General features: G+C 66.6%; 24 protein-coding genes and 1 tRNA gene. 18 read left to right on the top strand and 7 right to left on the bottom strand.

Annotation, left to right across the window (positions count from 1 at the left end; genetic code table 11):
* Window positions 1-31: 31 nt before the first annotated feature.
* From LL964_RS08785 to queE, 14 genes are all read left to right on the top strand, one after another.
* On the top strand, window positions 32-766 hold the full coding sequence (locus LL964_RS08785; protein ID WP_104586597.1) for a YebC/PmpR family DNA-binding transcriptional regulator: 735 nt from the start codon (window positions 32-34) through the stop codon (window positions 764-766).
* Between the two features lie 127 nt (window positions 767-893).
* Window positions 894-1,412: a crossover junction endodeoxyribonuclease RuvC gene (gene ruvC, locus LL964_RS08780; RefSeq protein ID WP_104586833.1), complete on the top strand. Its 519-nt coding sequence runs from the start codon at window positions 894-896 to the stop codon at window positions 1,410-1,412.
* A 142-nt stretch (window positions 1,413-1,554) separates the two neighbouring features.
* Window positions 1,555-2,139, top strand: coding sequence for a Holliday junction branch migration protein RuvA (ruvA, locus tag LL964_RS08775; RefSeq protein ID WP_104586596.1), 585 nt, complete (start codon window positions 1,555-1,557; stop codon window positions 2,137-2,139).
* Window positions 2,140-2,192: 53 nt separating this feature from the next.
* Window positions 2,193-4,100, top strand: coding sequence for a potassium transporter Kup (locus LL964_RS08770; RefSeq protein WP_104586595.1), 1,908 nt, complete (start codon window positions 2,193-2,195; stop codon window positions 4,098-4,100).
* A gap of 2 nt (window positions 4,101-4,102) precedes the next feature.
* Window positions 4,103-5,221, top strand: a complete 1,119-nt coding sequence (locus LL964_RS08765) for an SMI1/KNR4 family protein (RefSeq protein WP_104586594.1) — start codon at window positions 4,103-4,105, stop codon at window positions 5,219-5,221.
* 39 nt (window positions 5,222-5,260) lie between these two features.
* Entirely contained in the window at window positions 5,261-6,301 is a 1,041-nt protein-coding gene (ruvB, locus tag LL964_RS08760) for a Holliday junction branch migration DNA helicase RuvB (RefSeq protein ID WP_104586593.1), read from the top strand.
* A 52-nt stretch (window positions 6,302-6,353) separates the two neighbouring features.
* The gene (gene ybgC / locus LL964_RS08755) at window positions 6,354-6,812 is read left to right on the top strand and encodes a tol-pal system-associated acyl-CoA thioesterase (protein WP_104586832.1); all 459 of its coding nucleotides are present in this window, start codon (window positions 6,354-6,356) and stop codon (window positions 6,810-6,812) included.
* A gap of 11 nt (window positions 6,813-6,823) precedes the next feature.
* Window positions 6,824-7,603: a protein TolQ gene (gene tolQ / locus LL964_RS08750; RefSeq protein ID WP_104586592.1), complete on the top strand. Its 780-nt coding sequence runs from the start codon at window positions 6,824-6,826 to the stop codon at window positions 7,601-7,603.
* Between the two features lie 157 nt (window positions 7,604-7,760).
* Entirely contained in the window at window positions 7,761-8,210 is a 450-nt protein-coding gene (gene tolR / locus LL964_RS08745; RefSeq protein ID WP_104586831.1) for a protein TolR, read from the top strand.
* Window positions 8,200-9,240 (top strand): cell envelope integrity protein TolA, encoded by a 1,041-nt coding sequence (gene tolA / locus LL964_RS08740; RefSeq protein WP_104586591.1) that lies wholly within the window; start codon window positions 8,200-8,202, stop codon window positions 9,238-9,240. The genes tolR and tolA overlap by 11 nt, the downstream gene beginning before the upstream one ends.
* 255 nt (window positions 9,241-9,495) lie before the next feature.
* Window positions 9,496-10,815 (top strand): Tol-Pal system beta propeller repeat protein TolB, encoded by a 1,320-nt coding sequence (gene tolB / locus LL964_RS08735; RefSeq protein ID WP_104586590.1) that lies wholly within the window; start codon window positions 9,496-9,498, stop codon window positions 10,813-10,815.
* Between the two features lie 57 nt (window positions 10,816-10,872).
* Window positions 10,873-11,391, top strand: a complete 519-nt coding sequence (pal, locus tag LL964_RS08730) for a peptidoglycan-associated lipoprotein Pal (RefSeq protein WP_104586589.1) — start codon at window positions 10,873-10,875, stop codon at window positions 11,389-11,391.
* A gap of 6 nt (window positions 11,392-11,397) precedes the next feature.
* Window positions 11,398-12,216 (top strand): tol-pal system protein YbgF, encoded by an 819-nt coding sequence (gene ybgF / locus LL964_RS08725; RefSeq protein WP_104586588.1) that lies wholly within the window; start codon window positions 11,398-11,400, stop codon window positions 12,214-12,216.
* A gap of 39 nt (window positions 12,217-12,255) precedes the next feature.
* Window positions 12,256-12,939 (top strand): 7-carboxy-7-deazaguanine synthase QueE, encoded by a 684-nt coding sequence (queE, locus tag LL964_RS08720; RefSeq protein WP_104586587.1) that lies wholly within the window; start codon window positions 12,256-12,258, stop codon window positions 12,937-12,939.
* 289 nt (window positions 12,940-13,228) lie between these two features.
* On the opposite strand, the gene LL964_RS08715 is transcribed toward queE, so the two are convergent.
* Window positions 13,229-13,304, bottom strand: a tRNA-Lys gene (locus LL964_RS08715).
* Window positions 13,305-13,350: 46 nt separating this feature from the next.
* Window positions 13,351-14,025: a 7-cyano-7-deazaguanine synthase QueC gene (gene queC / locus LL964_RS08710; protein ID WP_104586586.1), complete on the bottom strand. Its 675-nt coding sequence runs from the start codon at window positions 14,023-14,025 to the stop codon at window positions 13,351-13,353.
* A 592-nt stretch (window positions 14,026-14,617) separates the two neighbouring features.
* On the opposite strand from queC, the gene LL964_RS08705 reads away from it, so the two are divergent.
* On the top strand, window positions 14,618-15,625 hold the full coding sequence (locus LL964_RS08705) for a sensor histidine kinase (protein WP_104586585.1): 1,008 nt from the start codon (window positions 14,618-14,620) through the stop codon (window positions 15,623-15,625).
* Window positions 15,622-15,981 carry a response regulator gene (locus LL964_RS08700; protein WP_104586584.1) on the top strand — a complete coding sequence of 120 codons (360 nt, stop codon included), beginning with the start codon at window positions 15,622-15,624 and terminating at the stop codon, window positions 15,979-15,981. Before LL964_RS08705 ends, LL964_RS08700 begins: the two co-directional genes overlap by 4 nt.
* Before the next feature lie 18 nt (window positions 15,982-15,999).
* Here LL964_RS08700 and LL964_RS08695 read toward each other — a convergent pair whose 3' ends face one another.
* On the bottom strand, window positions 16,000-16,206 hold the full coding sequence (locus tag LL964_RS08695) for a hypothetical protein (protein WP_167395249.1): 207 nt from the start codon (window positions 16,204-16,206) through the stop codon (window positions 16,000-16,002).
* A 194-nt stretch (window positions 16,207-16,400) separates the two neighbouring features.
* Here LL964_RS08695 and LL964_RS08690 point away from each other — a divergent pair, with 194 nt between their 5' ends.
* Complete coding sequence (locus LL964_RS08690) at window positions 16,401-17,111, top strand: rRNA pseudouridine synthase (protein ID WP_104586582.1); 711 nt, start codon at window positions 16,401-16,403, stop codon at window positions 17,109-17,111.
* A 677-nt stretch (window positions 17,112-17,788) separates the two neighbouring features.
* Here LL964_RS08690 and LL964_RS08685 read toward each other — a convergent pair.
* The 4 genes from LL964_RS08685 to LL964_RS08670 all read right to left on the bottom strand — a co-directional run bounded on the left by LL964_RS08685 (window position 17,789) and on the right by LL964_RS08670 (window position 21,761).
* Window positions 17,789-18,193 (bottom strand): response regulator, encoded by a 405-nt coding sequence (locus tag LL964_RS08685; RefSeq protein ID WP_104586580.1) that lies wholly within the window; start codon window positions 18,191-18,193, stop codon window positions 17,789-17,791.
* A gap of 78 nt (window positions 18,194-18,271) precedes the next feature.
* The gene (locus LL964_RS08680; RefSeq protein ID WP_104586579.1) at window positions 18,272-18,751 is read right to left on the bottom strand and encodes a hypothetical protein; all 480 of its coding nucleotides are present in this window, start codon (window positions 18,749-18,751) and stop codon (window positions 18,272-18,274) included.
* A 137-nt stretch (window positions 18,752-18,888) separates the two neighbouring features.
* On the bottom strand, window positions 18,889-20,691 hold the full coding sequence (recQ, locus tag LL964_RS08675) for a DNA helicase RecQ (RefSeq protein WP_104586578.1): 1,803 nt from the start codon (window positions 20,689-20,691) through the stop codon (window positions 18,889-18,891).
* A gap of 521 nt (window positions 20,692-21,212) precedes the next feature.
* The gene (locus LL964_RS08670; RefSeq protein WP_104586577.1) at window positions 21,213-21,761 is read right to left on the bottom strand and encodes a Dps family protein; all 549 of its coding nucleotides are present in this window, start codon (window positions 21,759-21,761) and stop codon (window positions 21,213-21,215) included.
* Between the two features lie 105 nt (window positions 21,762-21,866).
* On the opposite strand from LL964_RS08670, the gene hrpA reads away from it, so the two are divergent.
* A complete protein-coding gene (hrpA, locus tag LL964_RS08665) occupies window positions 21,867-25,979 on the top strand; it encodes an ATP-dependent RNA helicase HrpA (RefSeq protein WP_104586576.1) in 4,113 nt (1,370 codons plus the stop codon).
* Window positions 25,980-25,993: the final 14 nt, after the last annotated feature.

Here is a 25,993-nt window from a genome sequence, read left to right as displayed (position 1 = left end):
CCCTGTCATCCAAGCCAGTCTGGAATCACCCATGGGTAGAGGCCCCTCCATCGAAGGCCGCAAGAACGCCTCCGACGCCAAGCGCGGCAAGATGTTCACCAAGATCATCCGCGAGATCAGCGTGGCTGCCCGCGCCGGCGGCGGCGATCCGTCCAACAATCCGCGCCTGCGCACTGCCATGGACAAGGGCCTGTCGTCCAACATGTCCAAGGACGTGATGGAACGCGCCATCAAGAAATCCACCGGCGAGCTGGAAGGGGTGGAATACGAAGAAATCCGCTACGAAGGCTACGCGCCCGGCGGCGTGGCGGTGATCGTGGATTGCCTGACCGACAACCGCGTCCGCACCGTGGCCGATGTCCGTCATGCCTTCAGCAAATGCGGCGGCAACATGGGCACCGAGGGCTCGGTGGCCTTCATGTTCAAGCGCCTGGGCGTGCTCAGCTTCGCCGCCGGTGTCGACGAAGACGCGCTCACCGATGCCGCCATCGAGGCCGGTGCCGACGACGTGGTGGTGTATCCGGAAGATGGCGCCATCGACGTGCTGACCGCCCCGGACGCCTTCGCCCAGGTCAGGGACGCCCTGGCCGCCGCCGGCCTGGAACCGGCGCATGCCGAAATCACCTTCCGTGCCGAGAACGACATCGCCGTGGACGGGGACACTGCCGTGCAGGTGCGCAAGCTGCTGGACATGCTCGAAGACCTGGACGACGTGCAGGACGTGTATTCGAACGTCGACCAATCATCGCTTGGCGCGGGAGCGTAGGTCCGCGATGACTCCTATCGGGACCCGGGGCCCGGGACCGGGGACCCGGAAGAGCGATGGCAACAGCCAAGCCATCGCCGAGCCTGCTGTTACGGGTCCCGGGTCCCGGGTCCCCGGTCCCGGCACCATCCGCATCCTCGGCATCGATCCCGGCTCACAGCGGACCGGCGTCGGCATCATCGATATCGGCGCGGGCGGTCACAGCGTGCATGTGCACCACGCGCCGCTGGTCCTGCTGGGCGAAGGCGACTTCTCCCAGCGGCTCAAGCGGCTGCTGCACGGGCTGGGTGAGCTCATCGAGACCTATCGGCCGGACGAGGTGGCGATCGAGAAGGTGTTCATGGGCAAGAGCGCCGATTCGGCACTCAAGCTCGGTCACGCGCGCGGTGCGGCGATCTGCGCCGTGGTCATGCGCGAGCTGCCGGTGCACGAGTACGCGGCCACCGAAATCAAGCTGGCCCTGGTCGGCAAGGGCAGCGCGGACAAGGTGCAGGTCCAGCATATGGTGGGCATCATGCTCAACCTCAAAGGCAAGCTGCAGCCCGACGCCGCCGATGCACTGGCGGTTGCCATCACCCACGCCCACGTGCGCGCCACCGCGCAGCGCCTGGGCGTCAATACCCAACAGGCCTGGAGCCGCAAATGATGATCAAGATGGGGACCGACGGGTCTGTCGGGACCCGGGACCCGGGACCCGGGGCCCGGAGCACGTTCGCCGGTAAAGCCGCGATCGCGAGATTCGCTTTCCCGGGTCCCGGGTTCCGGGTCCCCTGTCCCGGTACCGCACCATGATCGGCCGTCTGCGTGGGATCCTGGCCTACAAGCAGCCGCCCTGGCTGGTGATCGATGTGGGCGGCGTCGGCTACGAACTGGAGGCGCCGATGAGCACCTTCTACGACCTGCCCGATGTCGGCCGCGACGTCATCCTGTTCACCCATTACGCGCAGAAGGAAGACAGCGTGGCGCTGTACGGCTTCCTGCGCGAGGGCGAGCGGCGCTTGTTCCGCGACGTGCAGAAGGTCACCGGTATCGGCGCCAAGATCGCGCTGGCGGTGTTGTCCGGGGTCAGCGTTGACGAGTTCGCGCGGCTGATCACCGCCGGCGACATCACTGCACTCACGCGCATCCCGGGCATTGGCAAGAAGACCGCCGAGCGCATGGTGGTGGAGCTGCGCGACCGTGCGGCCGACTTCAGCAGCGGCGCGCCGATCACCGGCCAGCTTGGCCCGGATGCGGTGTCCGAAGCGACCGTCGCGCTGCAGCAACTGGGCTACAAGCCCGCCGAGGCAGCACGCATGGCGCGCGAGGCCGGAGCAGAGGGCGACGACGTCGCCACGGTGATCCGCAAGGCCCTGCAGGCCGCGCTGCGTTAAGCAGCCCCGGCCTTTCCCATTCTTCACGCCCCACGGCGATACCCTTCCCACTCATGTCACAGACCTCCACTCCTGCAGCGGGCCACGGCCACGCGCCCGCCAACGGCCACATGGCCCTGGTCATCGGCGCCATCGGTGTCGTCTTCGGCGATATCGGCACCAGCCCGCTGTACACCCTGAAGGAGGCGTTCTCGCCGCATTACGGGCTGACCAGCGATCACGACACCGTGCTGGGCGTGTTGTCGCTGGCGTTCTGGGCGCTGATGATCACGGTGACGCTCAAGTACGTCACCATCATCATGCGCGCCGACAACGACGGCGAGGGCGGCATCATGGCGCTGATGGCGCTGGCCCAGCGCACGCTCAAGCAGGGTTCGCGCTCGGCGTACGTGGTCGGCATCCTCGGCATCTTCGGCGCTTCGCTGTTCTTCGGCGATGGCGTGATCACCCCGGCCATCTCGGTGATGGGCGCGGTGGAGGGCCTGGAAGTCGCCGCGCCCAGCCTGCATCCGTTCATCGTGCCGATCACCGTCGCGGTGCTGCTGCTGGTGTTCATGGCCCAGCGCTTCGGCACCGAAAAAGTGGGCAAGGTGTTCGGGCCGATCACCTGCCTGTGGTTCCTGTCGCTGGGCGCGATCGGCATCTGGAACATCGTGGACGCGCCGGAAGTGCTCAAGGCCTTCAATCCGTGGTGGGCGATTCGCTTCTTCATCGAGCATGGCTGGCACGGGGTGTTCATCCTCGGCGCGGTGGTGCTGGCGGTGACCGGTGGCGAGGCGCTGTACGCGGACATGGGCCACTTCGGTGCGCGCCCGATCCGCCACGGCTGGTACTTCTTCGTGCTGCCGATGCTGCTGCTCAATTACCTAGGGCAGGGCGCGCTGGTGCTCAATCACCCCTCCGCACTGAAGAATCCGTTCTTCGAGGCCGTGCCGGGTTGGGCGCTGTACCCGATGATCGTCCTGGCCACGCTGGCGGCAGTGATCGCCTCGCAGGCGGTGATCACCGGCGCCTACTCGGTGGCGCGCCAGGCCATGCAGCTGGGCTATATCCCGCGCATGCTGGTCAAGCACACCTCGCGCGACACCATCGGTCAGATCTACGTGCCAGGCATCAACTGGCTGCTGATGGTGATGGTGATCGCGCTGGTACTGATCTTCCGCAGCTCCACCAATCTGGCGGTGGCCTACGGCATCTCGGTGTCGATGACCATGCTGATCGACACCCTGCTGCTGGCGCTGGTGGCGCGCGCGCTGTGGCCGCGCTGGCGCAGCTGGGTGCTGCCACTGTGCGTGGTGTTCTTCATCATCGAACTGGCCTTCGTAGTCGCCAACGGTGCCAAATTGCTGCAGGGCGCTTGGTTTCCGTTGGCGCTGGGCATCGTGGTGTTCACCCTGATGCGCACCTGGCGCCGCGGCCGTGCGCTGCTGCGTGAGGAGATCCGCAAGGACGGTATCCGCATCGACAGCTTCCTGCCCGGGCTGATGCTGGCACCGCCGGCGCGCGTGCCCGGCATGGCGGTGTTCCTCACCGCCGATCCCATGGTGGTGCCGCATGCGCTGATGCACAACCTCAAGCACAACAAGGTGCTGCACGAGCGCAACATCTTCCTCAACGTGGACACGCTGCCGATCCCGTATGCGCCGGTGGACAAGCGGCTGCAGATCGAATCGATCGGTGACGAGTTCTATCGCGTCTACGTGCGCTTCGGCTTCATGGAAACGCCCGACGTGCCGTTGGCCTTGATGCGCTCCTGCGACCAGGGCGGTATCCACTTCGACCCGATGGACACCACCTTCTTCGCCAGCCGCGAGACCATCGTGGCCAGCGCCAACCGCGGCATGCCGATCTGGCGCGATAAACTGTTCGCGCTGATGCATCGCAATGCCGCCCCGGCCACCGGGTTCTTCCGCATTCCCGGCAACCGCCTGGTCGAACTGGGCGCGCAAGTGGAGATCTGAGCATGGCCCCGCTCAAGTGGATGGTCTACGGTCGCGCGCCGAGCCTGGACACCCTGTGGGACGAGGCGCTCAATCTCGGGCGCGAGCCGGCCACCGCGGCCGCGATCGCTGCAGCGGAAGAGCGTCTCGGCGTGCGCCTGCCGGCCTGGCTGCGCGGGTTGTACGCACGCTACGACGGCGGTGCTGTGCAGATGGCGCGTGGTCAATCCCTCCAGGAGCCGGACAACTGGCTCAAGGCCGAGTGGCTGATCCCGCGTGCACGCCTGCTCGGTAGCGCGGAGCTGTTCTCCTTCGCGCAGGTGCGCGCTCGCGAGGAGTATCGCGATGATGCCTACGCCGGGCTGGCCATCGGCGGCGACGACCGCCGCCTGATCGCCATCGCCGCCGATGACCGCTCGCCCGGCCGCGCGCTGTGCCTGGACTACGCCGCATCCGACGCCGAGCCCACCCTGGTCTATGTCGATGCAGGCAAGAATCGCCGGTTGTGCGTGTTCGCCACTGTCGATGCCTTGCTCTCGCAACTGGTCGACGTCCACTACTGGTCGCCGGCCTTGCAGGCCAAGCATGATGGAGATGCGGTGCAGTGGCAGCCGCAGCCGCCCGCAGTGACCACGTTCTGGAGCGGTCCCGGGCACTGGAACGAGGCCGGGACTGCGGCCGACAGCGATGCGCTGGCCGCCGCCGAAGCCCGGCTTGGCGTACGCCTGCCGGCACTGTTCAAACGCCTTTACGGCGTGCAGGACGGCGGCGACACCGGCTGGTGCTGGGTGCCGCGGACCCGTTTTCCCTCCGACCTCTACGTGGATTGGGAATGCGTGCTGGTGGATCGCTATCTGCTGCCACTGGCGAGCATCGGCAGCGTGCTGGATCTGGCCGCCGCCTTTGAAGACCCCGACGACTTCAATGCGGCGGCCCGCCTGCACGCCCGCCTCGATCAGGTGCTGGTGCTGTCGTGCCACAACGTCGACTGCCTGCTGTGCCTGGACTATCGCGCACGTGGCCCGCAGTGCGAGCCGGAGGTCGTCTATTTCGAGCGTTGGGAGGGGCTGGTGCCGACCTGGCGCGCAGCGAGCTTCGACGCGTTTTTCGGTGTGCTGCGGCAGGCCGAGCTTGGGTTCTAAAGGCTGGGCCATCGGTGCGCGGCATGAGAAGATGGCGGGATGACCGAGCAGCGCATCATCGCCAGCAGCTCCACCCGCGAAGACGCCGCTGCCGATGCGAGCATCCGGCCCCAGCGCCTGGCCGATTATCTCGGTCAGCAGCCGGTGCGCGAGCAGATGGAGATCTACATCCAGGCCGCCAGGGCGCGCGGCGAGGCGATGGATCATGTGCTGATCTTCGGGCCGCCGGGCCTGGGCAAGACCACGCTCAGCCATGTCATCGCCAACGAGCTGGGTGTCAGCCTGCGGGTGACCTCCGGCCCGGTGATCGAAAAGGCCGGCGATCTGGCCGCGCTGCTGACCAATCTGCAGCCGCACGACGTGTTGTTCATCGACGAGATCCACCGCCTTTCGCCGGTGGTGGAAGAAGTGCTGTACCCGGCGATGGAAGATTTCCAGATCGACATCATGATCGGCGAGGGACCGGCCGCCCGCTCGATCAAGATCGATCTGCCGCCGTTCACCCTGATCGGTGCCACCACCCGCGCCGGTCTGTTGACCGCGCCGCTGCGCGACCGCTTCGGCATCGTGCAGCGGCTGGAGTTCTACTCGCCGCAGGAGCTGACCCGCATCGTGATCCGTTCGGCCACCATCCTGGGCATCGACTGCACGCCGGAAGGTGCGGCCGAGATCGCACGCCGCGCGCGCGGCACGCCACGCATCGCCAACCGCTTGCTGCGGCGGGTGCGCGACTACGCCCAGGTCAAGGCGGCCGGCCACATCGATCTGCCAGTGGCGCAGGCGGCCATGCAGATGCTCAAGGTCGATCCGGAGGGTTTCGACGAGCTCGACCGTCGCATGCTGCGCACCATCGTCGAACATTTCGACGGCGGCCCGGTGGGTGTGGAATCGCTGGCCGCCTCGCTGTCGGAAGAACGCGGCACGCTGGAAGACGTGATCGAACCCTACCTGATCCAGCAGGGCTTTCTGATCCGCACCGCGCGCGGCCGCATGGTCACGCCCAAGGCTTACCTGCACCTGGGCCTGAAGCCCCCGCGCGACCGCGCCCCGGGCATCGGCGAACCGGGAGACCTGTTCTGATGACGCTCCGTTGCTCGCCAACCTGGGCCGTCCCGACCACAATTGCGTGCCGATGACGATCGAATCCCGACTCCCGAATCCCCAATCCCCGCCTGTATTCAGTTGGCCGACACGCGTCTACTGGGAAGATACCGACGCCGGCGGGGTGGTCTATCACGCGCGCTACGTCGCCTTCCTGGAACGTGCGCGCACCGAGTGGATGCGCGCGGCCGGTTACGGGCAGGAGTCGATGCGCCAGCAGCATGGTCTGGTGTTTGCGGTCCGCTCGATGCAACTGGATTTTCTCAAGCCGGCTCGGCTGGATGATGCGCTGTCGGTGTCGGCGGTGGTGTTGAAATGCAAGCGGGCCAGCCTGCTGTTTGCGCAGTCCGTGCGCCGCGAAGGCGAAGTGCTGCTGACCGCCGAGGTGCGTATTGCCGCACTCGGCGCCAGCGACTTCCGCCCGTGCGGCATGGACGATGCGCTGTATGACGTGTTGAAAGCTCTAGAAACCACAGAATCCGATTACTGAGGAACGAACGGATGTCGATTGCATTGCTCCTGGCCCTGCAGGACACGGTAGTGGAAGCACTGCCGCAGGAAGTCACCGCGGCCGCGGCGCAAACCGCCGCGGCGGCGCACAACAGCAGCATCAACTACGTGGACCTGATCCTGCGGGCCAGTATCCCGGTCAAGATCATCGTGCTGCTGCTGCTGATCGGCTCGTTCATCAGCTGGGTGATCATCTTCCGCAAGGCGCGTGCGTTCAAACTCGCCAACCGCGAGGCCGACGAGTTCGAGAACCGGTTCTGGTCCGGCGCCGATCTGGCCAAGCTGTATGCCTCGGCAACCGATCGCAACCGCACTGTCGGTGGCCTGGAGTCGATGTTCGAAAGCGGTTTCCGCGAGTTCTCGCGGCTGCGCGACCGCCGGCGCCTGGATGCGCGCGTGCAACTGGAAGGTGCGCAGCGCGCCATGCGCACCGCCTTCACCCGTGAAGTGGATCAGCTCGAACGCAACCTGGAACTGCTGGCCAATATCGGCTCCACCGCGCCGTACATCGGCCTGGTCGGCACCGTGTTCGGCATCATGGTGACCATGCACGACATGGTCAGCAGCGGCGAGCAGGCCGGTATCGCGGCCGTGGCGCCGGGTATCTCCGAAGCCTTGTTCGCCACCGCCATCGGCCTGTTCGTGGCAATCCCGGCGGTGTGGGCCTACAACCGCTTCACCACCCGCGTGGAACGGCTGTCGGTGCGCTACGAAACCTTCGCCGACGAGTTCAGCTCGATCCTGCAGCGGCAGGCCGGCGCAGACGAGTGATGCGCGCTTCCGGCATGTGCCCGCACGCAGGCCAGCGGACGGTGCCCGGGCGCGCCCTGCGTGCCGATGCGCAGGACCAGGCGCCGGCCTCCGTCTGCCGGCCACCATGCCGCCATGCCGCAGCGCTGCGCACAGGATCAATGAGGAACGTTTCGCGATGATTTCCGGTATTTCCCACCGCAAGAAGCGCAAGCTCAAATCCGACATCAACGTCGTGCCCTACATCGACGTGATGCTGGTGTTGCTGATCATCTTCATGGTGACCGCACCGCTGCTGACCCTGAGCACCGACGTCAGCCTGCCCAGCTCGCGCGCCAAGGCGCTGGAGAGCAAGCAGGACCCGGTGGTGGTGGTGGTCGCCGCCGACGGTCGACTGGCCCTGCAATTGCCCAAGGGCAAGCCGCAGGCGATGGAGGTGGCGGCGCTGCAGGCGCAGCTGGCCGCCATCGTGGCGCAGGACAAGGACGCCCGGGTCGTGGTGGCTGGCGATCGTGCCGCGCCGTACCAGAAGATCATGGATGCCATCGATGTGCTCAAGCAGGCCAAGGTCGAAAAGGTGGGCCTGATCTCCGACTCCGGCGGCACCGCAGGCAGCGATGCACGCTGACGCATTCCCCACTCAAGGTGCGCGCGAGGATGGCTGGCTGCGGCCGGTGATCCTGGCGTTGGTCGTGCACGTGCTGGTCGCGCTGGTGTTCATCGCCGGCTGGCTGTGGTCGCCCGAACGCTCGGTCGAGCCGGCTGCAGGCGACCCCAGCATGGAGGCCTCGCTGGACGTGTCCGCCGCCGAGGCGCGCGTGGCGCGTCAGGCGCTGCAGGCCACGCCAGTGGAGGCGACGCCGCCACCGCCCGCGCCCTTGCCCGAACCTGCGCCGGAAGACAGCGTGCCGCCGCCGCAGCCGATTGCCGAGCCGCGCCCGCAGGATGCGCCCACGCCACAGCAGGCGCAGGCGCAGGAACGCGTGGCGCAACCGGACAAGGTCGATCAGGAGCGCGTGGATGCATTGGCTGTTTCGGCGGAAAAGGCCAAGCAGGAACAGGAGGCCAAGCGTCGCCAGGAGCAGATCGACCTGACCGAGCGCAAGCGGCAGGAAGAGGCCGAACAGAAGTTGCGCCTGGCCAAGCAGCAGGAAGAGGCCGAGGCCAAGAAGAAGCAGGCCGCCGCGCAGCAGGCGGAAGACGCCGAACGCCAGAAGAAGATCGCCGAGATCCGCCGCCAGCGCGAGCAGGCCGACAAGGACGCCAAGCTGGCCGAGCAGAAGCTGCGCCAGGTCGCTGCCGCGCGCGCCCAGCAGGCGTCTGCGGCCGCGGCGACCAGCGCGCAGCCGACCGCGGGGCAGGGCGGGACCAACACCGACCTGTCGGCCAAGTACGCCGCGGCGATCCAGCAGAAGGTGCTCGCCCAGTGGGTGCGTCCGCCATCGGTGCCGCCGGGCCAGAAGTGCACCATCAACATCCGCCAGCTGCCGGGCGGCAGCGTGATGGAGGCCAAGGTCGCACCGGGCTGCCCCTACGACGAAGCCGGCCAGCGCTCGATCGAAGCTGCCGTGCTGAGCGCACAGCCGCTGCCGTATCGCGGTTTCGAGTCGGTGTTCCAGCGCAACCTCACCTTTGTCTTCACCGCACAGGATCAGTAGCGGGTGCGCGCCGTGGCGTCTGCGCAAGCCATGGCGCCGGCACCGGGCGACAGGCCTTGCGTGATTCAGCGGCCGTCGCTGCGGCGGGCGTCCTCTCTGGCGGTTGGTCAGGCCGTTCCACCTCATTGCCGCAGGGAGTCGCTGTGTCGCCCGCCCGCTCGCCCCGTTTTCACGCTGTCTCGTTCACGATTGCGAGTATGTTCACTCGCTGATTGGTATCCCTTGCCCACTTTTCCTGCCCGATCCGAGCCGTCCATGAAAAAACCGCTGCGTTGGCTAGCCGCCCTGACCGCCCTGTTCTTGCCGCTGAGCGCGCTCGCGCAGCAACAAGGGCTCACCATCGACATCGTGGGCGGTAGCGCCTCGGCCACGCCGATCACGGTCGTGCCCATGCCCTACCAGGGCTCCGGAGCCGCTCCGCAGACCGACGTGTCGGCCGTGGTGGGCGCCGATCTGGACCGTTCCGGCCAGTTCCGCACCCTGCCTGCCGCGCAGATCGTCGAAAAGCCGACCCGCGGCACCGAGGTGCAGTTCCAGACCTGGCGCACCCTCAAGCAGAACTACATCGTGGTCGGCCGCGTCATGGATGCCGGCGAGGGCGCCTATCGCGTCGAATACGAACTGTTCGACGTGGCCAAGGGCGAGCGCCTGCTCGGCCTGGCCATGACCGCGCGCGCCAACGCGATGCGCGATGTCTCGCACCAGATGGCCGACGCGATCTACGAAAAGATCACCGGCGTGCGCGGCGCGTTCTGGACCCGTATCGCCTACGTGACCGCCAGCGGCAAGGGCGGCGCGATGCGTTATGCGCTGATGGTGGCCGATTCGGATGGTTACAACCCGCAGACCATCGTGCGCTCGGCCGAGCCGCTGCTGTCGCCGAACTGGAGCCCGGACGGCAAGAAGCTGGCCTATGTGAGCTTCGAGCGCGGCAACTCCTCGATCTACCTGCAGGACATCGCCACCGGCGCACGCGAGCTGGTCTCCAGCTTCCGCGGCATCAATGGTGCGCCTTCGTTCTCGCCCGATGGACGCCGCCTCGCACTGGCCCTGTCGCGTAGCGGCAACCCGGAGATCTATGTGATGGACCTGGGCAGCAAGCAGCTGACCCAGCTCACCAATCACTTCGGTATCGACACCGAGCCGACCTGGGCGCCGGATGGCGGCAGCATCTATTTCACCTCGGATCGCGGCGGTCGTCCGCAGATCTACCAGGTGGCAGCCAGCGGCGGCAGCGCCAACCGCGTCACCTTCCAGGGCAACTACAACGCGACCGCCAGCGTGTCCTTCGACGGCAAGAAGATCGCCGTGGCGCAGGGCAGCGGCAACAGCTACCGCATCGCCATGATGGATCGCAGCCTGGGTTCGCCCAGCTGGAGCACGCTCTCGCCCGGCTCGCTGGACGAGTCGCCGAGCTTCGCGCCGAACGCGAGCATGGTGTTGTACGCCGCACGCGAGGGTGGCCGGGGCGTGCTGTATGCGGTATCCGCCGACGCTCGGGTTCGCCAGCGTCTGGTTCTGGCCGATGGTGACGTAAGAGAACCTGCGTGGGGGCCTTACCGAACCGCGCATTAATGTTAATATTTCGCTGCGTTAAACCACTCATTGGCCCAGAGCCTCCATAGGTATCCCATGAACAAGTCCACCCGCGTCTTGCTTGTCTCCCTGTTGTCCGTCGGCGTGCTGGCCGGTTGCTCCAAGAAGGTGAAGGAAACTCCGCCTCCGGCAACCGACACCACCGCCGGTTCCACCGCTCCGACCGGTCCGTCGACCTCTGGCCTGTACGGCCCGGGCGATCTGGATACCGATGCCTGCCTGCGCCAGCGCGTTGTCTACTTCGATCTGGATCAGGACTCCCTGAAGCCGGAATTCCAGGCCATCATGGCGTGCCACGCCAAGTACCTGCGTGACCGTCCGTCCTCGCGCATCACTCTGCAGGGCAATGCCGACGAGCGCGGCTCGCGCGAGTACAACATGGGCCTGGGCGAGCGTCGCGGCAACGCGGTGTCGTCGGCTCTGCAGGCTGCCGGTGGTTCGGCCAGCCAGCTGACCGTGGTCAGCTACGGTGAAGAGCGTCCGGTCTGCACCGAAACCAGCGAGAGCTGCTGGTCGCAGAACCGTCGCGTCGAAATCGTGTACACGGCTCAGTAAGAAGCGATGCGCTTTCGGGTGACATCCCTGTTCGTCGCGGCGGCCCTGGTGGTCGCCGCGCCGGCACACGCGCAGCGGGCCAGTCTCGCTGACCGTGTCGCCGTGCTCGAGCAGCAGCAGGCCAACAGTCAGGCCAACAACGATCTGCTCAACCAGCTGCAGCAGGCGCGTTCGGACCTGCAGGCCCTGCGCTCGACCGTTGAACAGCTGCAACACGACAACGAACAGCTCAAGCAGCAATCCAAGGACCAGTATCTGGACCTGGATGGGCGTCTGAACCGGTTGGAAGGTGCGGGTGGCGCAACGCCGCCATTGCCTGCCGCGACCGGTAGCGCCACGCCTGCGCCGGCTTCGGCCGCGCGTCCCGCAGCGGCGGCAACTTCCGAGAAGCCGCCCACTGTCCATGGCGATCCGGGCACGCTGGCGATCAGTAACGAAGAGCGCACCGCGTACAACGTCGCCTTCGATGCGCTGAAGAACGGCAAGTACGACGACGCGTCGCAGCTGTTCCTGAGTTTTCTCGAGCTGTATCCCAATGGCGTCTACACCCCCAATGCCTTGTACTGGCTGGGCGAGAGCTACTACGCCACCCGCAATTTTCAGCTGGCCGAGGCGCAGTTTCGCGATCTGGTCAGCCGCTACCCCACCCACGACAAGGCCGCTGGCGGTCTGTTGAAGCTTGGCCTGTCGCAGTACGGTGCAGGTAAGAACAACGAAGCCCAGCAGACCTTGCAGCAGGTTGCAGCGCAATACCCCGGCAGCGACGCGGCACGCGTTGCGCAGGAGCGGCTGCAGTCCATCCGTCTGGGCCAGCAACTGCGCTGAGCCCGCGCCCGCGCTTGTCGCGCAGCGCATACTTTGCCCATGAACGCCGCCGCCGTCCCCAGCGAGATCGTCCAATCGCCCCTGCCGCGATTGAAGATCACCGAGATCTTCCTGTCCCTGCAGGGTGAGGCCGAGGCCGCCGGCTGGCCGACCGTGTTCGTGCGACTGACCGGTTGCCCGCTGCGTTGCCAGTATTGCGATACCGCCTACGCCTTCCACGGCGGGCAATGGCACGACATCGACGCCATCCTGGCCGACGTCGCCCGCCATGGCGTTCGCCATGTCTGCGTGACCGGCGGCGAACCGTTGGCGCAGAAGCGCTGCCTGGTGTTGCTGCAGAAGCTGTGCGATGCCGGCTTCGATGTCTCGCTGGAAACCTCCGGCGCCCTGGACGTCTCCGAGGTCGATCCGCGTGTATCGCGGATCGTGGACATCAAGACCCCTGCCTCTGGCGAGCAACACCGCAACCGCTGGGACAATCTGCCGCTGCTGACCGCGCGCGACCAGATCAAGTTCGTGATCTGCAACCGTGCCGACTACGACTGGTCGCGCGAGATCGTTGCTGCGCATGCGCTGGATCGCCGCTGCACGGTATGGTTTTCGCCCAGCAAGAGCGAAGTGACGCCGCGGGAGCTGGCCGACTGGATCGTGGCCGATCGCCTGCCGGTACGCTTCCAGATGCAGCTGCACAAGATCCTCTGGAACGACGAGCCGGGCCGCTGAGCTCTGTAGCTGCCGCCATAAGGACTGGCTCGCTCGCCGATGCCGCATTGCAGGCATTGCCGCGGCGTCGGGAAGATTGCCGACGGCCTGCGTCCGCTTGCAGGCGCAAATGCACGATCGGCGCTCGGGCGCGCATCGACGATGCGATCATTACCGATGCCGGGGCGGCTGCGCGCGCAGGGCGACCTGCCAGGCAGTGCTGACGGTGGATTCGCTTTCGGGGGGTATCTGGGGCGCGAATGACGGAGCGCGAGCGAGGCTGGGATTGCCTCCGGATCCTCGCTGTAGATGGTGGGCCGTGATGGATTCGAACCATCGACCAAAAGATTAAAAGTCTTCTGCTCTACCGACTGAGCTAACGGCCCGCTGCCCGACTGCGCGTCGGGGTGCGCATTCTACCCTACACGGGCGTCAAGACGAAATCGCGTAATGGGTGGGATCTGCAACGCCGGCATCGGCGAAGCCGGCGGCGCGCAGGCGGCAGGCGTCGCAATGACCACAGGCGCGCCCGTCGGCATCGGCGCGGTAGCAGGAGACAGTGAGCCCGAAGTCCACGCCCAGGCGCAGGCCCTCACGCACGATATCGGCCTTGCTGAGGAACTGCAGCGGTGCATGCACGCGCATTCCGGCGCCTTCCACACCAGCCTTGGTGGCCAGGTTGGCCAGCACTTCGAAGGCGCGCACGAATTCCGGCCGGCAGTCCGGGTAGCCGGAGTAATCCACGGCGTTGACGCCGCAGAACAGATCATTGGCGCCTACCACCTCGGCCCAGCCGAGCGCCAGCGACAGCATGATGGTGTTGCGTGCAGGCACGTAGGTGACCGGAATGCCAGCGCCGCCCGCCTCGGGCACCTCGATGTCGTCGGTGAGCGCCGAGCCGCCGATGCTGCGCAGGTCCACGTCGACCACCTTGTGCGCCATCACCTTCTGCGCTGCTGCCACGCGAGCTGCGGCGTCCAGCTCGGAGGTGTGGCGCTGACCGTAGCGCACGCTCAACGCGTACACGGCAAAGCCCTGCTCCTGGGCGAGCGCGATGACGGCGGCCGAATCCATGCCGCCAGACAACAGAACCACAGCTTTTTTCATGACCCATCAGCGATGACAACGGAAGGCGCAAGGCTAACAGGGTCGGCAGGATGCGGCGACAGCGTCGCTGGCGGTGACTGCGAGCTGCCGTGGCAGGTCTGGCGGCGGTATCCGCGGCGCGTGGACCTGTAGCACGGCACCGGCCAGGTCGAGCCATCCCGGACCGCGCGCGATCACGTGAGGTGAGTGGGGCGGCGGAGCAGCGGCGCGATGACGTGGTCCACGGGCGGGCGGGATTGACGCGCAGGGTGCATCGATCGCTGCGCTGTGGCAGCAACGTGGGGCGCCGCGAATCGCCTCCGGGACGCTGGAATACAGAAGCCGATAAAAGTATGCCCAGTTCGCGACAGCCGTATATCGAGAAGTGCATGGATCTTCCCGATTCAGCGATGATCGTGCGTTCACGGTATTGCACTTAGAGTGGCTAACCAAAGCCGACGCACCGTCGTCGTGCTGTCGACTATGTGACGCAGCGACAGTGCCGGGCAGCGCATGCAGTTGCGCATGTCGGCAAGCGATGCAGGGCGGTGGCGGTCTGGTTCTGTCTGCCGTTCCTCAATCAATGCGTTTCAACTTCAGGACCGTGTCGTCAATGGCCGTGCATCAGGAAGACGCCGCGAGGTCGCGTATCTACGAGGCCTTGCTCCAGGCAACACCGGATCTGTTGTATGTGTTCGATACCGGGCACCGGTTCGTCTACGCCAATCAGGCCCTGCTGACCATGTGGGGCATGCGCTGGGAAGATGCGTCCGGCAAGACGTGTCTGGAGCTGGGTTACGAGCCCTGGCATGCGGCCATGCACGACGAGGAGATCGAGCGGGTGATCGCCACCGGTCAGCCGATCCGCGGCGAGGTCCCGTTTCCGCATTCGGTCAAGGGGCTGCGCATCTACGACTACATCTTCACTCCGGTATTCGGGCCAGACGGCAAGGTGGAAGCGATCGCCGGCGCCACCCGCGACATCACCGAGCACACCCAACACGCGCAACATCTGCAGCTGCTGATCAACGAACTCAACCATCGGGTCAAGAATTCGCTGGTGATGGTGCAGTCGCTGGCGCGGCAGTCGTTCGCCAACGCCGCCGACCTGGCCGATGCGCAGGAAAAGATCCAGACGCGGCTGCTGGCGCTGTCGCGCGCGCACGACACGCTGACGCGGGAAAACTGGGTCAGTGCCGACATCCTGGAGCTGGCACGCGATGCGGCTGGCCTGTACGACTTACGCGACAGTGCGCGCTTCACGCTGCAGGGCGCGTCCTGCCGGCTGGATCCGCGCCGCGCGCTGGCGTTGTCGATGGCACTGCACGAATTGTGTACCAACGCGCTCAAGCACGGCGCATTGTCGTCGGCCCAGGGCTGCGTGGAGATCGTCTGGGAACTGCATGACCGCGATGGCCAGCGCGCGCTGGAACTGGTGTGGCAGGAATCCGGCGGGCTGCCGGTGCATCCGCCCGCACGCAAGGGCTTCGGGGCGCGCCTGCTGGAGCGCGGCCTGGCCCACGATCTCAAGGGCGAAGTGAAGCTGTCGTTCGAGCCGCGCGGGGTGCGCTACACGGTGTTCATCCCGTTGCCGGCCGCGTCCGAGGAGCGAGCGCCTTGAGCCTGCGCGTGCTCCTGGTCGAGGACGAATCGCTGGTGGCGATGCTGCTGGAGGACTGCCTGGCCGAGCTGGGATATCAGGTGGCCGCGACGGTCGGCGATGTCGAGACCGCGCTGGAAGCGGTTCATCGCGGTGGAATCGATCTGGCCGTGCTGGACGTCAACCTGGGCGGCACATTGTCGTTTCCGGTCGCCGAGGCACTGGACGCGCGCAACGTGCCCTATCTGTTCGTCACCGGCTACGCGCAAAGCGGCATCCCGGAGCGCTATCGCCATCGCCATGGCCTGCAGAAGCCGTTCCAGTTCCGCGACCTGCAGGCGGCGCTGCTGTTGCTCGGTGGCGCGAAGGCCGTCTGACGACGACCCGGCCGCGGATCAGCCTTCCAGCGCGGCAAGCACGTCGGCATGTAGTTGCTCGGCGCCGGCTTCGCTATTGAAGCGCGCGAAGACCTCTTCGCCGGAGAGCAGGCCAATACGTACCGAGTGGCAGTAGGAGCCGAAGCTTTCGCCGGCATTGAACGGGTCGTTGACCACGGAGATGTGATTGAGCCGTACCCGCGTGGTGCCGAACTTGATGAACATCTGCGCTCTCCTGTTGGAACGCCGAGTGTCCCACGTTGCCGGGCGGGGCAGAAGCATGCGCGACAGCGCTACCGGACCCGAGGTGCGTTGCTGCCTGGGTGTCCGGACAAGACCTGGAAGGGGAGGTGCCGCGCACGCGGTCCGTTGCCTGCCCCCAGCACGTACACTGCCGTCCCCGCCAGCGAGCCCGCCCGATGTCCGATCCCATCCGCCTGGATAAATGCGTTGCCGCGCTGTTCGCCTGCTCGCGCGGGCAGGCGCAGCAGTACATCGAAGGCGGTTGGGTCAGCGTCGACGGTGTGGTCGTGGAAGAGCCGCAGGCGCTGGCGAGCGCTGCACAGGTGAGCCTGGCAGCGGAGGCGGTGCTGGCGCCCGCCGAGCCCGTCACCTTGTTACTGCACAAACCGGCGGGGCTGCCTGCCGTCGCTGCGGTGGCACTGGCCACGGCGACCTCCCGGAGCGAGCTGGACCTGCTGCCGATGCGCGTGCTGAAGCGCCACTTCCTGCGCCTCAATGCGCCGCTGCCACTGGAGGACGCGGCCAGTGGTCTGCTGGTGTTGAGTCAGGACCGCCGCGTATTGCGCAGGCTGACCGAGGATGCGGATTCGATCGAGCAGGAATACGTGGTGGACGTGCGTGGGGAGCTGCGCCCCTATGGCATGGCGCGGCTGACGCAGGGCCTGACGTACCAAGAGCGTCGCCTGCCGCCCTGCAAGGTGAGCTGGCAAAGCGAGCAGCGGCTGAGGTTCGCGATCAAGCAGGTGCAACCCGGGCAGTTGCGCCATATGTGCAGCGAGGTCGGCCTGGAGGTGGTGGGAATCCGTCGGCTGCGGGTCGGCCGCGTATCGCTGGGCAAACTCGCCCCCGGCCACTGGCGTTACCTTCCAGCGGGCGAGCGCTTCTGATCGCTGTCCTGCTGTGGGCATGACCCTGCCGCTCCGCCGTGCCGATTCGACCGGCGCACATGCTCTCCGCTGCGAACAGGACCTCGTTGGGACCGATCACCGCACCAGGGTCAGGGCAGTTGCGCGGTGGGTCTTCAGGCGGTCGACCCAGGCGCCCAGGAAGGCCATGCACGCCTGTCGCCCGACGCCCAACGTCCGTATCGTCGGCCTCCGGCAGCGTCGCTCGCCGCGCGCTGCCGATGCCGGCGAACTCACTTCTTGTTGCGCCTCTTCTTGGCGCGCGTCACCAGCCAGAACACCACGCCGATGATGCCGATGACCAAGATGACGAACGCTGGTGACAGAAACGAATTGTCGCCCATGGGATTCTCCTGAAATTCTGCAACGATGCGCTGCACTGTCAGTCAGCCTAGCGATCGCGTTGATTGACAGCGTGAAATGCGATGCACCCGGATGCATCCGATCGATCGGTAAGTGGTGCGTTCGATCCAGTCGCGCTCGGGCGGCTGCAGTGCATGGGCTGCCAATCGCGGCAATCGACGGTCAGCGATGCATTCCAGGTGGGAAGTGGGATTTGGTCCCGGTCTCGTCGATTGCGTTGGCATCTCGCCGCGCCCTGGCGGTACTTTTTGCCAAGCTCCCAAAGCGCGTCTGTTGCGTCTGACGACGCGGTCGCGTCAGGTGACCGAACTCGACAAGGTACGGCGCTTGGCCATCACGCTGCGGATGGCGGTAAGCAGCTGCTCGGGCGTATAGGGCTTTTCCAGAAACGCCACGCCGTCAGGCAGGATTTCTTCCACGTATTCGACGGCGAGCCCGGAGGTCAGCAAGACGGGCAGGTTGTAAGGCGCATGCGCGGCCTTGATTGCCAGGTCGACGCCGGTGAGGCCGCCGGGGAAATGGATATCGGAGAACAGCACATCGACGCGGGGATCGCTTTCGATCAGGGCCAGGGCTTCCTCGACCGATCCCGCGCTACGGCAGGTGAAACCATAACTTTCCAGGACAAGGCAGCTGAGTTGTCGTGTGCCGTCGCCGTCTTCGACGACGAAAACAATCGGCCGGTCCTTGTTCTGTGACATGAGCACGTCTCGCGGGGCAAGCCTCATTCTCAGCGATGCAATGGTGAATCCTTCGTCAACGCAGACGCAGCCGTATGGTCACCAACCGAACGGGCCAGGCCCGTAGCCTGGAACGTAGCGTGGTCCAAAGACCGGGCCTTCGCCCCGCCCGACGCTGATGCTGACGCCGATCTGACGCGGCTTGCCGTCGTCGCCGTAATAGGTCTTGCAGGAATTCAGATTGGCGGCCTGCCAGTTGCTGTTGCCGCCGCGACTGGAGTAACCGATGCCGGTCTCGACCGCGCCATGCAGCTGGCCCCGGCATTGCTCGGCGCGCTCGGCCGCGATCGATGCGGCGCTGGGTCGCGCCAGCGCGGGCCGGGAGCCGCTTTTGTCGCCGTAGAAGGTGCCGGGCGGGTCGGTGCTGTACTCCGGGTCGGAGCGGTACTGCACCGGTGCCTGTGGAATGCTCAGGTCCAGCGCACGCGCGGATGCCGGCTGGGCACTGCCGTCGCCGCTCTGGGCGAACGCGCCACCGGCGGCAAACAGCGTGGCCAGGAGAAGCAGGCTGCATTTCATCGGTTCGACTCTACTCAAGGCACTGGCAGCGCGTGCCAGCTCACTGCGTGAAACTAACAACGGCAGATTGAATGCCCGCTGTCGATTCAGGGGAATGTCGGGCAGGCGCGTGGCCCATGCCGGCGTTCGCCGTTGCGTCACCCCTGCTCGCGGATGATTTCGATCAACTGCGCGCCGTAGCGGGCCAGTTTCCCACCGCCGATACCGCCCACGCGCGACAGCGCGTCGATGCTGGTCGGTCGTTGTTCGGCGATGTTGCGCAAGGTGCTGTCGTGGAAGATGACGAAGGCCGGGACATTCTGTTCCTTGGCCAGTTCCGCACGCAGCCCGCGCAAGGCGTTGAACAGCACCAGATCCTGCGGCTGTACGGGCAGGCCGGTGCGTTGGGCGCCGCGGTCGCGGTCGCGACCGGCCGCCGGATTCTCTCGCCGCATCATCACCTGACGCTCGCCCTTGAGCACCTGGCGGCTGGCATCGGTCAGGCGCAGGCCGCCGTGGCCTTCGCTGTCGACCTCCAGCAGGCTGGCGGCGACCAATTGGCGGAACACGCTGCGCCAGGTGCGTTCGTCCAGATCGCGGCCGATGCCATAGGTGCTCAGCTGGTCGTGGCCCAACTGCCTGATGCGCTCGTTCGCGCCGCCGCGCAGGATGTCGATCAAATGGCCCACGCCAAAGCGCTGGCCGCTGCGATACACGCAGCTGAGCGCCTTCTGCGCCGCCACCGTGGCGTCCCAGGCCGCCGCCGGGGTCAGGCAGTTGTCGCAGTTGCCGCAGGGCTTGGGATAGGTCTCGCCGAAGCCGGCCAGCAGCACCTGGCGGCGGCATTGCATGGATTCGCAATAGCCGAGCAGGTGGTCGAGCTTGGCGCGCTCCAGGCGCTTGCGCTCCTCGGCCGCTTCGCCCTGTTCGATCATCTGCTTGAGCAACACCACATCGCCCAGGCCGTAGCAGAGCCAGGCCTCGGCGGCCTCGCCATCGCGGCCGGCGCGGCCGGTTTCCTGGTAGTAGCCCTCCAGCGATTTGGGCAGGTCCACATGCGCCACGAAGCGCACGTCGGGCTTGTCGATGCCCATGCCGAAAGCGATGGTCGCGGCCATGATGATGCCGTCCTCGCGCAGGAAGCGGCGCTGGTTTTCGGCGCGCACGTCCGCCGGCAGGCCGGCGTGGTAGGGCAGGGCATTGAAGCCTTGCGCGCACAGTTGCTGAGCGGTTTCTTCCACCTTGCGCCGCGACATCGCATAGACGATGCCGGCGCAGCCGCGATGGCGGCCCAGGAACTCCTGCAGCTGCTTGCGCGCGTTGTCCTTCTGCACCACGGTGTAGCGGATGTTGGGACGGTCGAAGGAGCTGACGAAATGGCGCGCGTCCGCCAGATCCAGGCGCTCGGCGATCTCGCGTTGGGTCGGCGGGTCGGCGGTGGCGGTTAGCGCCATGCGCGGGATATGCGGCCAGCGCTCGTGCAGGACGGTGAGCTGGCGGTATTCGGGGCGGAAATCGTGGCCCCATTGCGAGACGCAATGCGCCTCGTCGATGGCGAACAGCGCGATGCGGCTGCGCTCCAGCAACGACAGGAAGCGCTGGGTCAGCAGCCGTTCCGGCGCGACGTAGAGCAGATCCAGATCGCCCGAGAGCAGGGCGCGCTCCACCCGCTGCGCGGCTTCCGCGTCCAGGGTGGAATTGAGGAATTCGGCGCGCACGCCGAGCTGGCGCAGCGCTTCGACCTGGTCCTGCATCAGCGCGATCAGCGGCGAAACCACGATGCCGATGCCGTCGCGCAGCAGCGCTGGCACCTGGTAGCACAGCGACTTGCCGCCGCCGGTGGGCATGAGCACTAGCGCGTCGTTGCCGGCGGCGACGTGTTCGACGATGGCCTGCTGAGGACCACGGAAGGCGTCGTAACCGAAGACGCGGCTGAGCAGTTCGTGGGCGGGGGAAGACATCGGCCTAGGATACCGCGCGGGTCAAGCCCTGGTTGGTGTGATGCTGGGCCGGATTGCGCGAAGCGGCATCAGGAATTGTCGTGATGCGACTACCGGGATGGCCGGCAGTGTGTGAAGTCTTGTGCGGAGCAAGCGCAATGAGGCTTCGCCCCGTACCCTCACCCTACGCCTCTCCCGATGGGATAGGGGCTCAATTTCCGGCAATAGATGCAGGGGGTGTGGCAAAAGACTGCTGCGTTCTGCAGGTCCCGTACCCCATGCGCTCCATCGTCGTGTACCTAATCACCAATAGCCCCCTGAGTCAGGGGGCGCGCCGAAGGCGCGGGGTGTGGAGATGCGTAGCGGGGGCCCAACGTTTGCAACGCAAATGTTGGGGGACATGTCCGCGAAGCGGAGATGGCTGAGCCCCCTGAGTCAGGGGGCGCGCCGAAGGCGCGGGGTGTGGCAGGCAATTGAGCAGGGGCCCAAGGTTTCGCAGTAGCGAAACCCTGGGCAAACCCGAAGGGGCGAAGCCCGAGGGTTTACTGCAGCAGCGAACGCAGCATCCAGGCGTACTTTTCGTGGGTCTGCAGGCGCTGGGTCAGCAGGTCCACGGTCGGATCGTCGCCGGCGTTGTCGGCGGTGCCCAGCACCTTGCGTGCGGTGCGGCAGACCGCTTCGTTGCCACTGACCAGCTGGCGCACCATTTCGCGCCAGTCGGCGCTGTCGCTCAGGCCCGGTTCTTCCGGGATCGAGGTCAGCGCGACGAATTCCCGGTACGAGCCCGGTGCGTTGTAGCCCAGGGCGCGGATGCGCTCGGCCACTTCGTCCAGCGCGGCCCACTGCTCGGTGTACTGGGTTTCGAACATGGTGTGCAGCGAGTTGAACATCGACCCGGTGACGTTCCAGTGGAAGTTATGGGTCTTCAGATACAGGGTGAAGGCGTCAGCCATGTAGCGTGCCAGACCATCGGAGATCTGCTTGCGATCGGCATCCTTGATCCCGATATCGATATGCGGCGCGGAGGCGGCAGCGACCGGCAGGGCGTCATTGACGACGACGGGCTTGTTGGCGTTCTTTTTCTTGGACATGGGATGGTCCTTACCGAGGGAGTGATGTCTGATGGAACGGATATGGCGTCACAATGGACAGGCTAAAGGATTAAACGTCATTCAATCTTTCACATTCTTGGATCAATGAGCGCTATCGACACCGATCTTGCCAATGCCTTGCGCGAGCGCCGCCGCGCTGTCGATGGCGCGATGAGCCGCGACCGTGGCCGCTTGCTGGGCCTGTGGTCGCGCTGGCAGGGCAGGCCGGGTAATGTGCAGGCGCGCGAGGCGTTCGAGCAAGCATTGGCGGCATCGCTGGCGCAGCGCCAGGCGCGGGCCGAGCAGCAGCCGGCCATCACCCTGGACGAGCAGCTGCCCATCGCACGCGAGGCCGAGCGCATCGTCGCACTGATCCGCGAGCACCAGGTCGTGGTGATTGCCGGCGAGACCGGCTCGGGCAAGACCACCCAGCTGCCCAAGCTGTGCCTGGCTGCCCGGCGCGGGGCCGCGGGCATGATCGGCTGCACCCAGCCACGGCGGATCGCCGCGCGCGCGGTGGCCGCACGCGTGGCCGACGAGCTGAAGACGCCGCTGGGCACCACGGTCGGCTTTCAGGTGCGCTTCACCGACCGGGTAAGCGAGCAATCGCGCATCAAGTTCATGACCGACGGCATCCTGCTGGCCGAGATCGCCAGCGACCGTTGGCTGTCGGCGTACGACACCATCATCGTGGACGAGGCGCACGAGCGCAGCCTCAACATCGATTTCCTGCTCGGCTACCTCAAGCAACTGCTGAGAAAGCGGCCCGATCTCAAGCTGATCGTCACCTCGGCCACCATCGATACCGAACGCTTCGCGCAGCATTTCGACAACGCGCCGGTGATCAGCGTGGAAGGCCGCACCTTTCCGGTGGAGGTGCGCTATCGGCCGCTGGAGGGCGAGGCGGCCGGGGATGAGGCCGAGAGCGGTCGCGATGGCGAGCGCACCGTCAACGACGCCATCGTGGCGGCGGTCGACGAGATCACCCGCATCGATCCGCGTGGCGATGTCCTGATGTTCCTGCCGGGCGAACGCGAGATCCGCGATGCGCACCATGCGTTGGAGCGCCGCAAGTACCGCGATACCGAGGTGATGCCGCTGTATGCACGGCTGTCGGCGGCCGACCAGGACCGGGTATTCAACCCCGGCCCGCGCCGGCGCCTGGTGCTGGCCACCAATGTCGCCGAGACCTCGTTGACGGTGCCGCGCATCCGCTATGTGGTGGATCCGGGCTTTGCGCGGGTCAAGCGCTACAGCCCGCGGCAGAAGCTGGACCGCCTGCACATCGAGCCGATCTCGCAGGCCAGCGCCAACCAGCGCATGGGCCGTTGCGGCCGCATCGCCGAAGGCATTTGCTACCGGCTGTATGCGGAAGCGGACTTTGCCGCGCGCCCGGCCTTCACCGATCCGGAAATCCGGCGCTCTTCGTTGTCGGGCGTGATCCTGCGCATGCTGCAGCTGGGGCTGGGGCGGATCGAAGACTTTCCGTTCCTGGAAGCGCCGGACGAGCGTGCGGTGGCCGACGGCTGGCAGCAATTGCTGGAGCTGGGGGCGATCGATGCCGATCGGCGTCTGACCGCCATCGGCCGGCAGATGGCGCGCCTGCCGGTGGACGTCAAACTGGCGCGCATGCTGGTGGCCGCGCAGCAGCATGGCTGCCTGCGCGAGATGATCATCATCGCTGCGTTCCTGGGCATCCAGGATCCGCGTGAGCGCCCACCCGAGGCGCGCGAGGCCGCCGACAACGCACATGCGCTGTTCGCCGATGCGCGCTCGGAATTCGTCGGCATCCTGCGCCTGTGGGAGGCCTACCGGCAGGTGCATGAAGACCTTACCCAGTCCAAGTTACGCGACTGGTGCGGCCGGCATTTCCTGGGTTTCCTGCGCATGCGCGAATGGCGCGAGCTGCACCGGCAGCTGCGGCTGCTGTGCGAGGAGCTGGGCTGGAGCGAGGAGCCGGCCACGGCCATCCTGGCGCCGCTGCTGGCCGATGCCAGCGCGCCGACGCGCGCCGATGAACACCACGCCAATCGGCCCACGCGCGGGCAACTGCACCGCGCCGCGCGGCTGGCGCGCGAAGGCAAGGCCGATCCGGGCGCGGTACCGGTGCAGTCCGCGGTGGCGGCGCCGCACCGGCAGGGGGATGCCAGCGAAGCCTCGTCACGCATCAGCGAACGCGAACGCGCTGCCGCGTATCAGGCCCTGCATCGCGCGCTGCTGGCCGGTCTGCCGACGCAGATCGGCCATCGCACGGAGAAAGGCGATTTTCTGGCGGCACGCCAGCGTCGCTTCGTGCCATTCCCCGGGTCGGCGCTGGCACGCAAGCCGCCGCCGTGGATCCTGGCGGCCACGCTGCTGGACACGCAAAAAGTCTGGGGCATGACCAACGCGGCGATCGAGCCTGACTGGGCCATTGCCGAATTGGGGCATCTGCTGGCGCGCAAGCACTTCGATGCGCACTGGTCGCGGGCGCAGGGGCAGGTGGTGGCGTCCGAGCAGATCAGTCTGTTCGGTCTGGTGCTGGCGCCCAAGAAACCGGTGCACTTCGGCAAGATCGACCCGGCGGCCGCGCACGATCTGTTCGTCCGTCAGGGCCTGGTGACCGGCGAGATCAACACGCGTGCGGCATTCGTCGCCGACAACCTGCGCGTGCTGGAGCAGGCGCGCGAGGAAGAAGCCAAGCTGCGCCGCGCCGGCATCGTGGCCGACGAGGATTGGCAGGCGCGCTGGTATCTGGACCGGATTCCGGCCGAGCTGCATTCGGCCAGCGGGCTGGATGCGTGGTGGAAGACCCTGCCGCCGGACAAGCGCCGTGCCCTGCACTGGAGCTTGAACGACCTGTTGCCTGGCGAAGGCAGCGAGGCCGATCGTTTCCCGAAGTACTTCCCGCTCGGCGATGCGCGGCTGCCGCTGCACTACCGTTTCGAGCCCGGCGCCGCCGACGATGGCGTGACGCTGGAGGTGCCGCTGCACCTGCTCAATGCACTGGATCCGGCGCGGTTGTCGTGGCTGGCGCCGGGCTTCGTGGCCGACAAGGCGTCGGCGCTGATCCGCAGCCTGCCCAAGGCGCAACGGCGCAATTTCGTGCCGGCGCCGGATTTCGGCCGCGCGTTCTACGAGGCCTACAGCCTGCCATCTGCGGACGATCTCCGTGGCGAGCTGGCCCGCTTTCTGTCCAAGGCCACCGGTGTGCAGGTGGCGGCATTGGATTTCGATGAACACGCGCTGGATTCGCATCTGTCGATGAACCTGCGGCTGCGCGATGACAACGGCAAGGTGCTGGCCGAATCGCGCGATCTGGACGCACTGCGCGCGCGCTTCGGCGAACGTGCCGGGCAGGCATTCGCAGCGCGCGCCGGGCGCGCGCTGGCCGCCGAAGACTTGCGCGAGTTCCCGGCTGCGCCGATTCCCGAACAGGTGGCCGGCGAAGCCGGTGTGCCGGCGTATCCGGCCCTGGTGGAACAAGGCGAGGCGGCAGCACTACGTATCTTTGCCGACCGCAACGAGGCGGTGCAGGCGCATCCGCGAGGCGTGCGGCGGCTGCTGGAAATCGCCCTGACCGACAAGATCAAGCAGGCACGCAAGCAGTTGCCGGTGTCGCCCAAGACCGGCCTGCTGTATGCGGCGATCGAATCGCAGGAACGCCTGCGCGGCGATCTGGTCGATGCTGCGCTCAATGCGTTGCTGGCCGACGGCCTGGGCGCGATCCGCGATCCAGGCGCCTTTGCACAGCGCCGCGACGATGCGAGCAAGCGCCTGTTCGGTGAAGCGATGCAACGGCTGAAACTGGCCGAAAGCATCCTGGGTGCGGTAGCCGAACTCAAGCCGCTGCTGGAGGCGCCGTTGATGGGCTGGGCGCGCGGCAACCTGGACGATATGGAGCAGCAGTTGCGCGGCCTGGTGCATGCCGGCTTCCTGCGGCAGACGCCTGCCGAAGCGCTGGCCAACTATCCGCGCTATCTCAAGGCGATGATCCTGCGCACCGAGCGTGCCAAGCGCGATCCGGCACGCGACCAGGCACGCATGCTCGAACTCAAGCCGTTCGTGGACGCGCTGGACGAGGCGGCCGCACACGGGTTGCAGCTGCGCGCCGACTGGCAGGCGCTGCGCTGGGATCTGGAAGAGCTGCGGGTGTCGGTATTCGCGCAGGAGCTGGGTGCCAGATCCGGCGTCTCGGCAAAGAAACTGGCCCAGCGGGTTGCCGCGTTGCGCGGCTGACGGCGCGAACCGTC

This window comes from Xanthomonas melonis, assembly GCF_020783655.1.
GTDB lineage: Bacteria > Pseudomonadota > Gammaproteobacteria > Xanthomonadales > Xanthomonadaceae > Xanthomonas > Xanthomonas melonis.
Note: the sequence above shows the minus strand (reverse complement) of the source record. Positions and strands in the feature narration are given on the sequence as shown.

Excerpts from the sequence above, each read along its gene's own strand:
- LL964_RS08765 (WP_104586594.1), top strand. The coding sequence starts at position 4,103 with ATGGCCCCGCTCAAGTGGATGGTCTACGGTCGCGCGCCGAGCCTGGAC.
- LL964_RS08705 (WP_104586585.1), top strand. The coding sequence starts at position 14,618 with ATGGCCGTGCATCAGGAAGACGCCGCGAGGTCGCGTATCTACGAGGCC.
- LL964_RS08770 (WP_104586595.1), top strand. The coding sequence starts at position 2,193 with ATGTCACAGACCTCCACTCCTGCAGCGGGCCACGGCCACGCGCCCGCC.
- pal (WP_104586589.1), top strand. The coding sequence starts at position 10,873 with ATGAACAAGTCCACCCGCGTCTTGCTTGTCTCCCTGTTGTCCGTCGGC.
- ruvB (WP_104586593.1), top strand. The coding sequence starts at position 5,261 with ATGACCGAGCAGCGCATCATCGCCAGCAGCTCCACCCGCGAAGACGCC.
- recQ (WP_104586578.1), bottom strand. The coding sequence starts at position 20,691 with ATGTCTTCCCCCGCCCACGAACTGCTCAGCCGCGTCTTCGGTTACGAC.
- LL964_RS08685 (WP_104586580.1), bottom strand. The coding sequence starts at position 18,193 with ATGTCACAGAACAAGGACCGGCCGATTGTTTTCGTCGTCGAAGACGGC.
- ybgC (WP_104586832.1), top strand. The coding sequence starts at position 6,354 with ATGACGATCGAATCCCGACTCCCGAATCCCCAATCCCCGCCTGTATTC.
- hrpA (WP_104586576.1), top strand. The coding sequence starts at position 21,867 with ATGAGCGCTATCGACACCGATCTTGCCAATGCCTTGCGCGAGCGCCGC.
- ruvA (WP_104586596.1), top strand. The coding sequence starts at position 1,555 with ATGATCGGCCGTCTGCGTGGGATCCTGGCCTACAAGCAGCCGCCCTGG.
- tolR (WP_104586831.1), top strand. The coding sequence starts at position 7,761 with ATGATTTCCGGTATTTCCCACCGCAAGAAGCGCAAGCTCAAATCCGAC.
- tolQ (WP_104586592.1), top strand. The coding sequence starts at position 6,824 with ATGTCGATTGCATTGCTCCTGGCCCTGCAGGACACGGTAGTGGAAGCA.
- tolB (WP_104586590.1), top strand. The coding sequence starts at position 9,496 with ATGAAAAAACCGCTGCGTTGGCTAGCCGCCCTGACCGCCCTGTTCTTG.
- LL964_RS08680 (WP_104586579.1), bottom strand. The coding sequence starts at position 18,751 with ATGAAATGCAGCCTGCTTCTCCTGGCCACGCTGTTTGCCGCCGGTGGC.
- ybgF (WP_104586588.1), top strand. The coding sequence starts at position 11,398 with ATGCGCTTTCGGGTGACATCCCTGTTCGTCGCGGCGGCCCTGGTGGTC.
- queE (WP_104586587.1), top strand. The coding sequence starts at position 12,256 with ATGAACGCCGCCGCCGTCCCCAGCGAGATCGTCCAATCGCCCCTGCCG.
- tolA (WP_104586591.1), top strand. The coding sequence starts at position 8,200 with ATGCACGCTGACGCATTCCCCACTCAAGGTGCGCGCGAGGATGGCTGG.
- LL964_RS08690 (WP_104586582.1), top strand. The coding sequence starts at position 16,401 with ATGTCCGATCCCATCCGCCTGGATAAATGCGTTGCCGCGCTGTTCGCC.
- LL964_RS08785 (WP_104586597.1), top strand. The coding sequence starts at position 32 with ATGGGTAGAGGCCCCTCCATCGAAGGCCGCAAGAACGCCTCCGACGCC.
- LL964_RS08695 (WP_167395249.1), bottom strand. The coding sequence starts at position 16,206 with ATGTTCATCAAGTTCGGCACCACGCGGGTACGGCTCAATCACATCTCC.
- queC (WP_104586586.1), bottom strand. The coding sequence starts at position 14,025 with ATGAAAAAAGCTGTGGTTCTGTTGTCTGGCGGCATGGATTCGGCCGCC.
- LL964_RS08670 (WP_104586577.1), bottom strand. The coding sequence starts at position 21,761 with ATGTCCAAGAAAAAGAACGCCAACAAGCCCGTCGTCGTCAATGACGCC.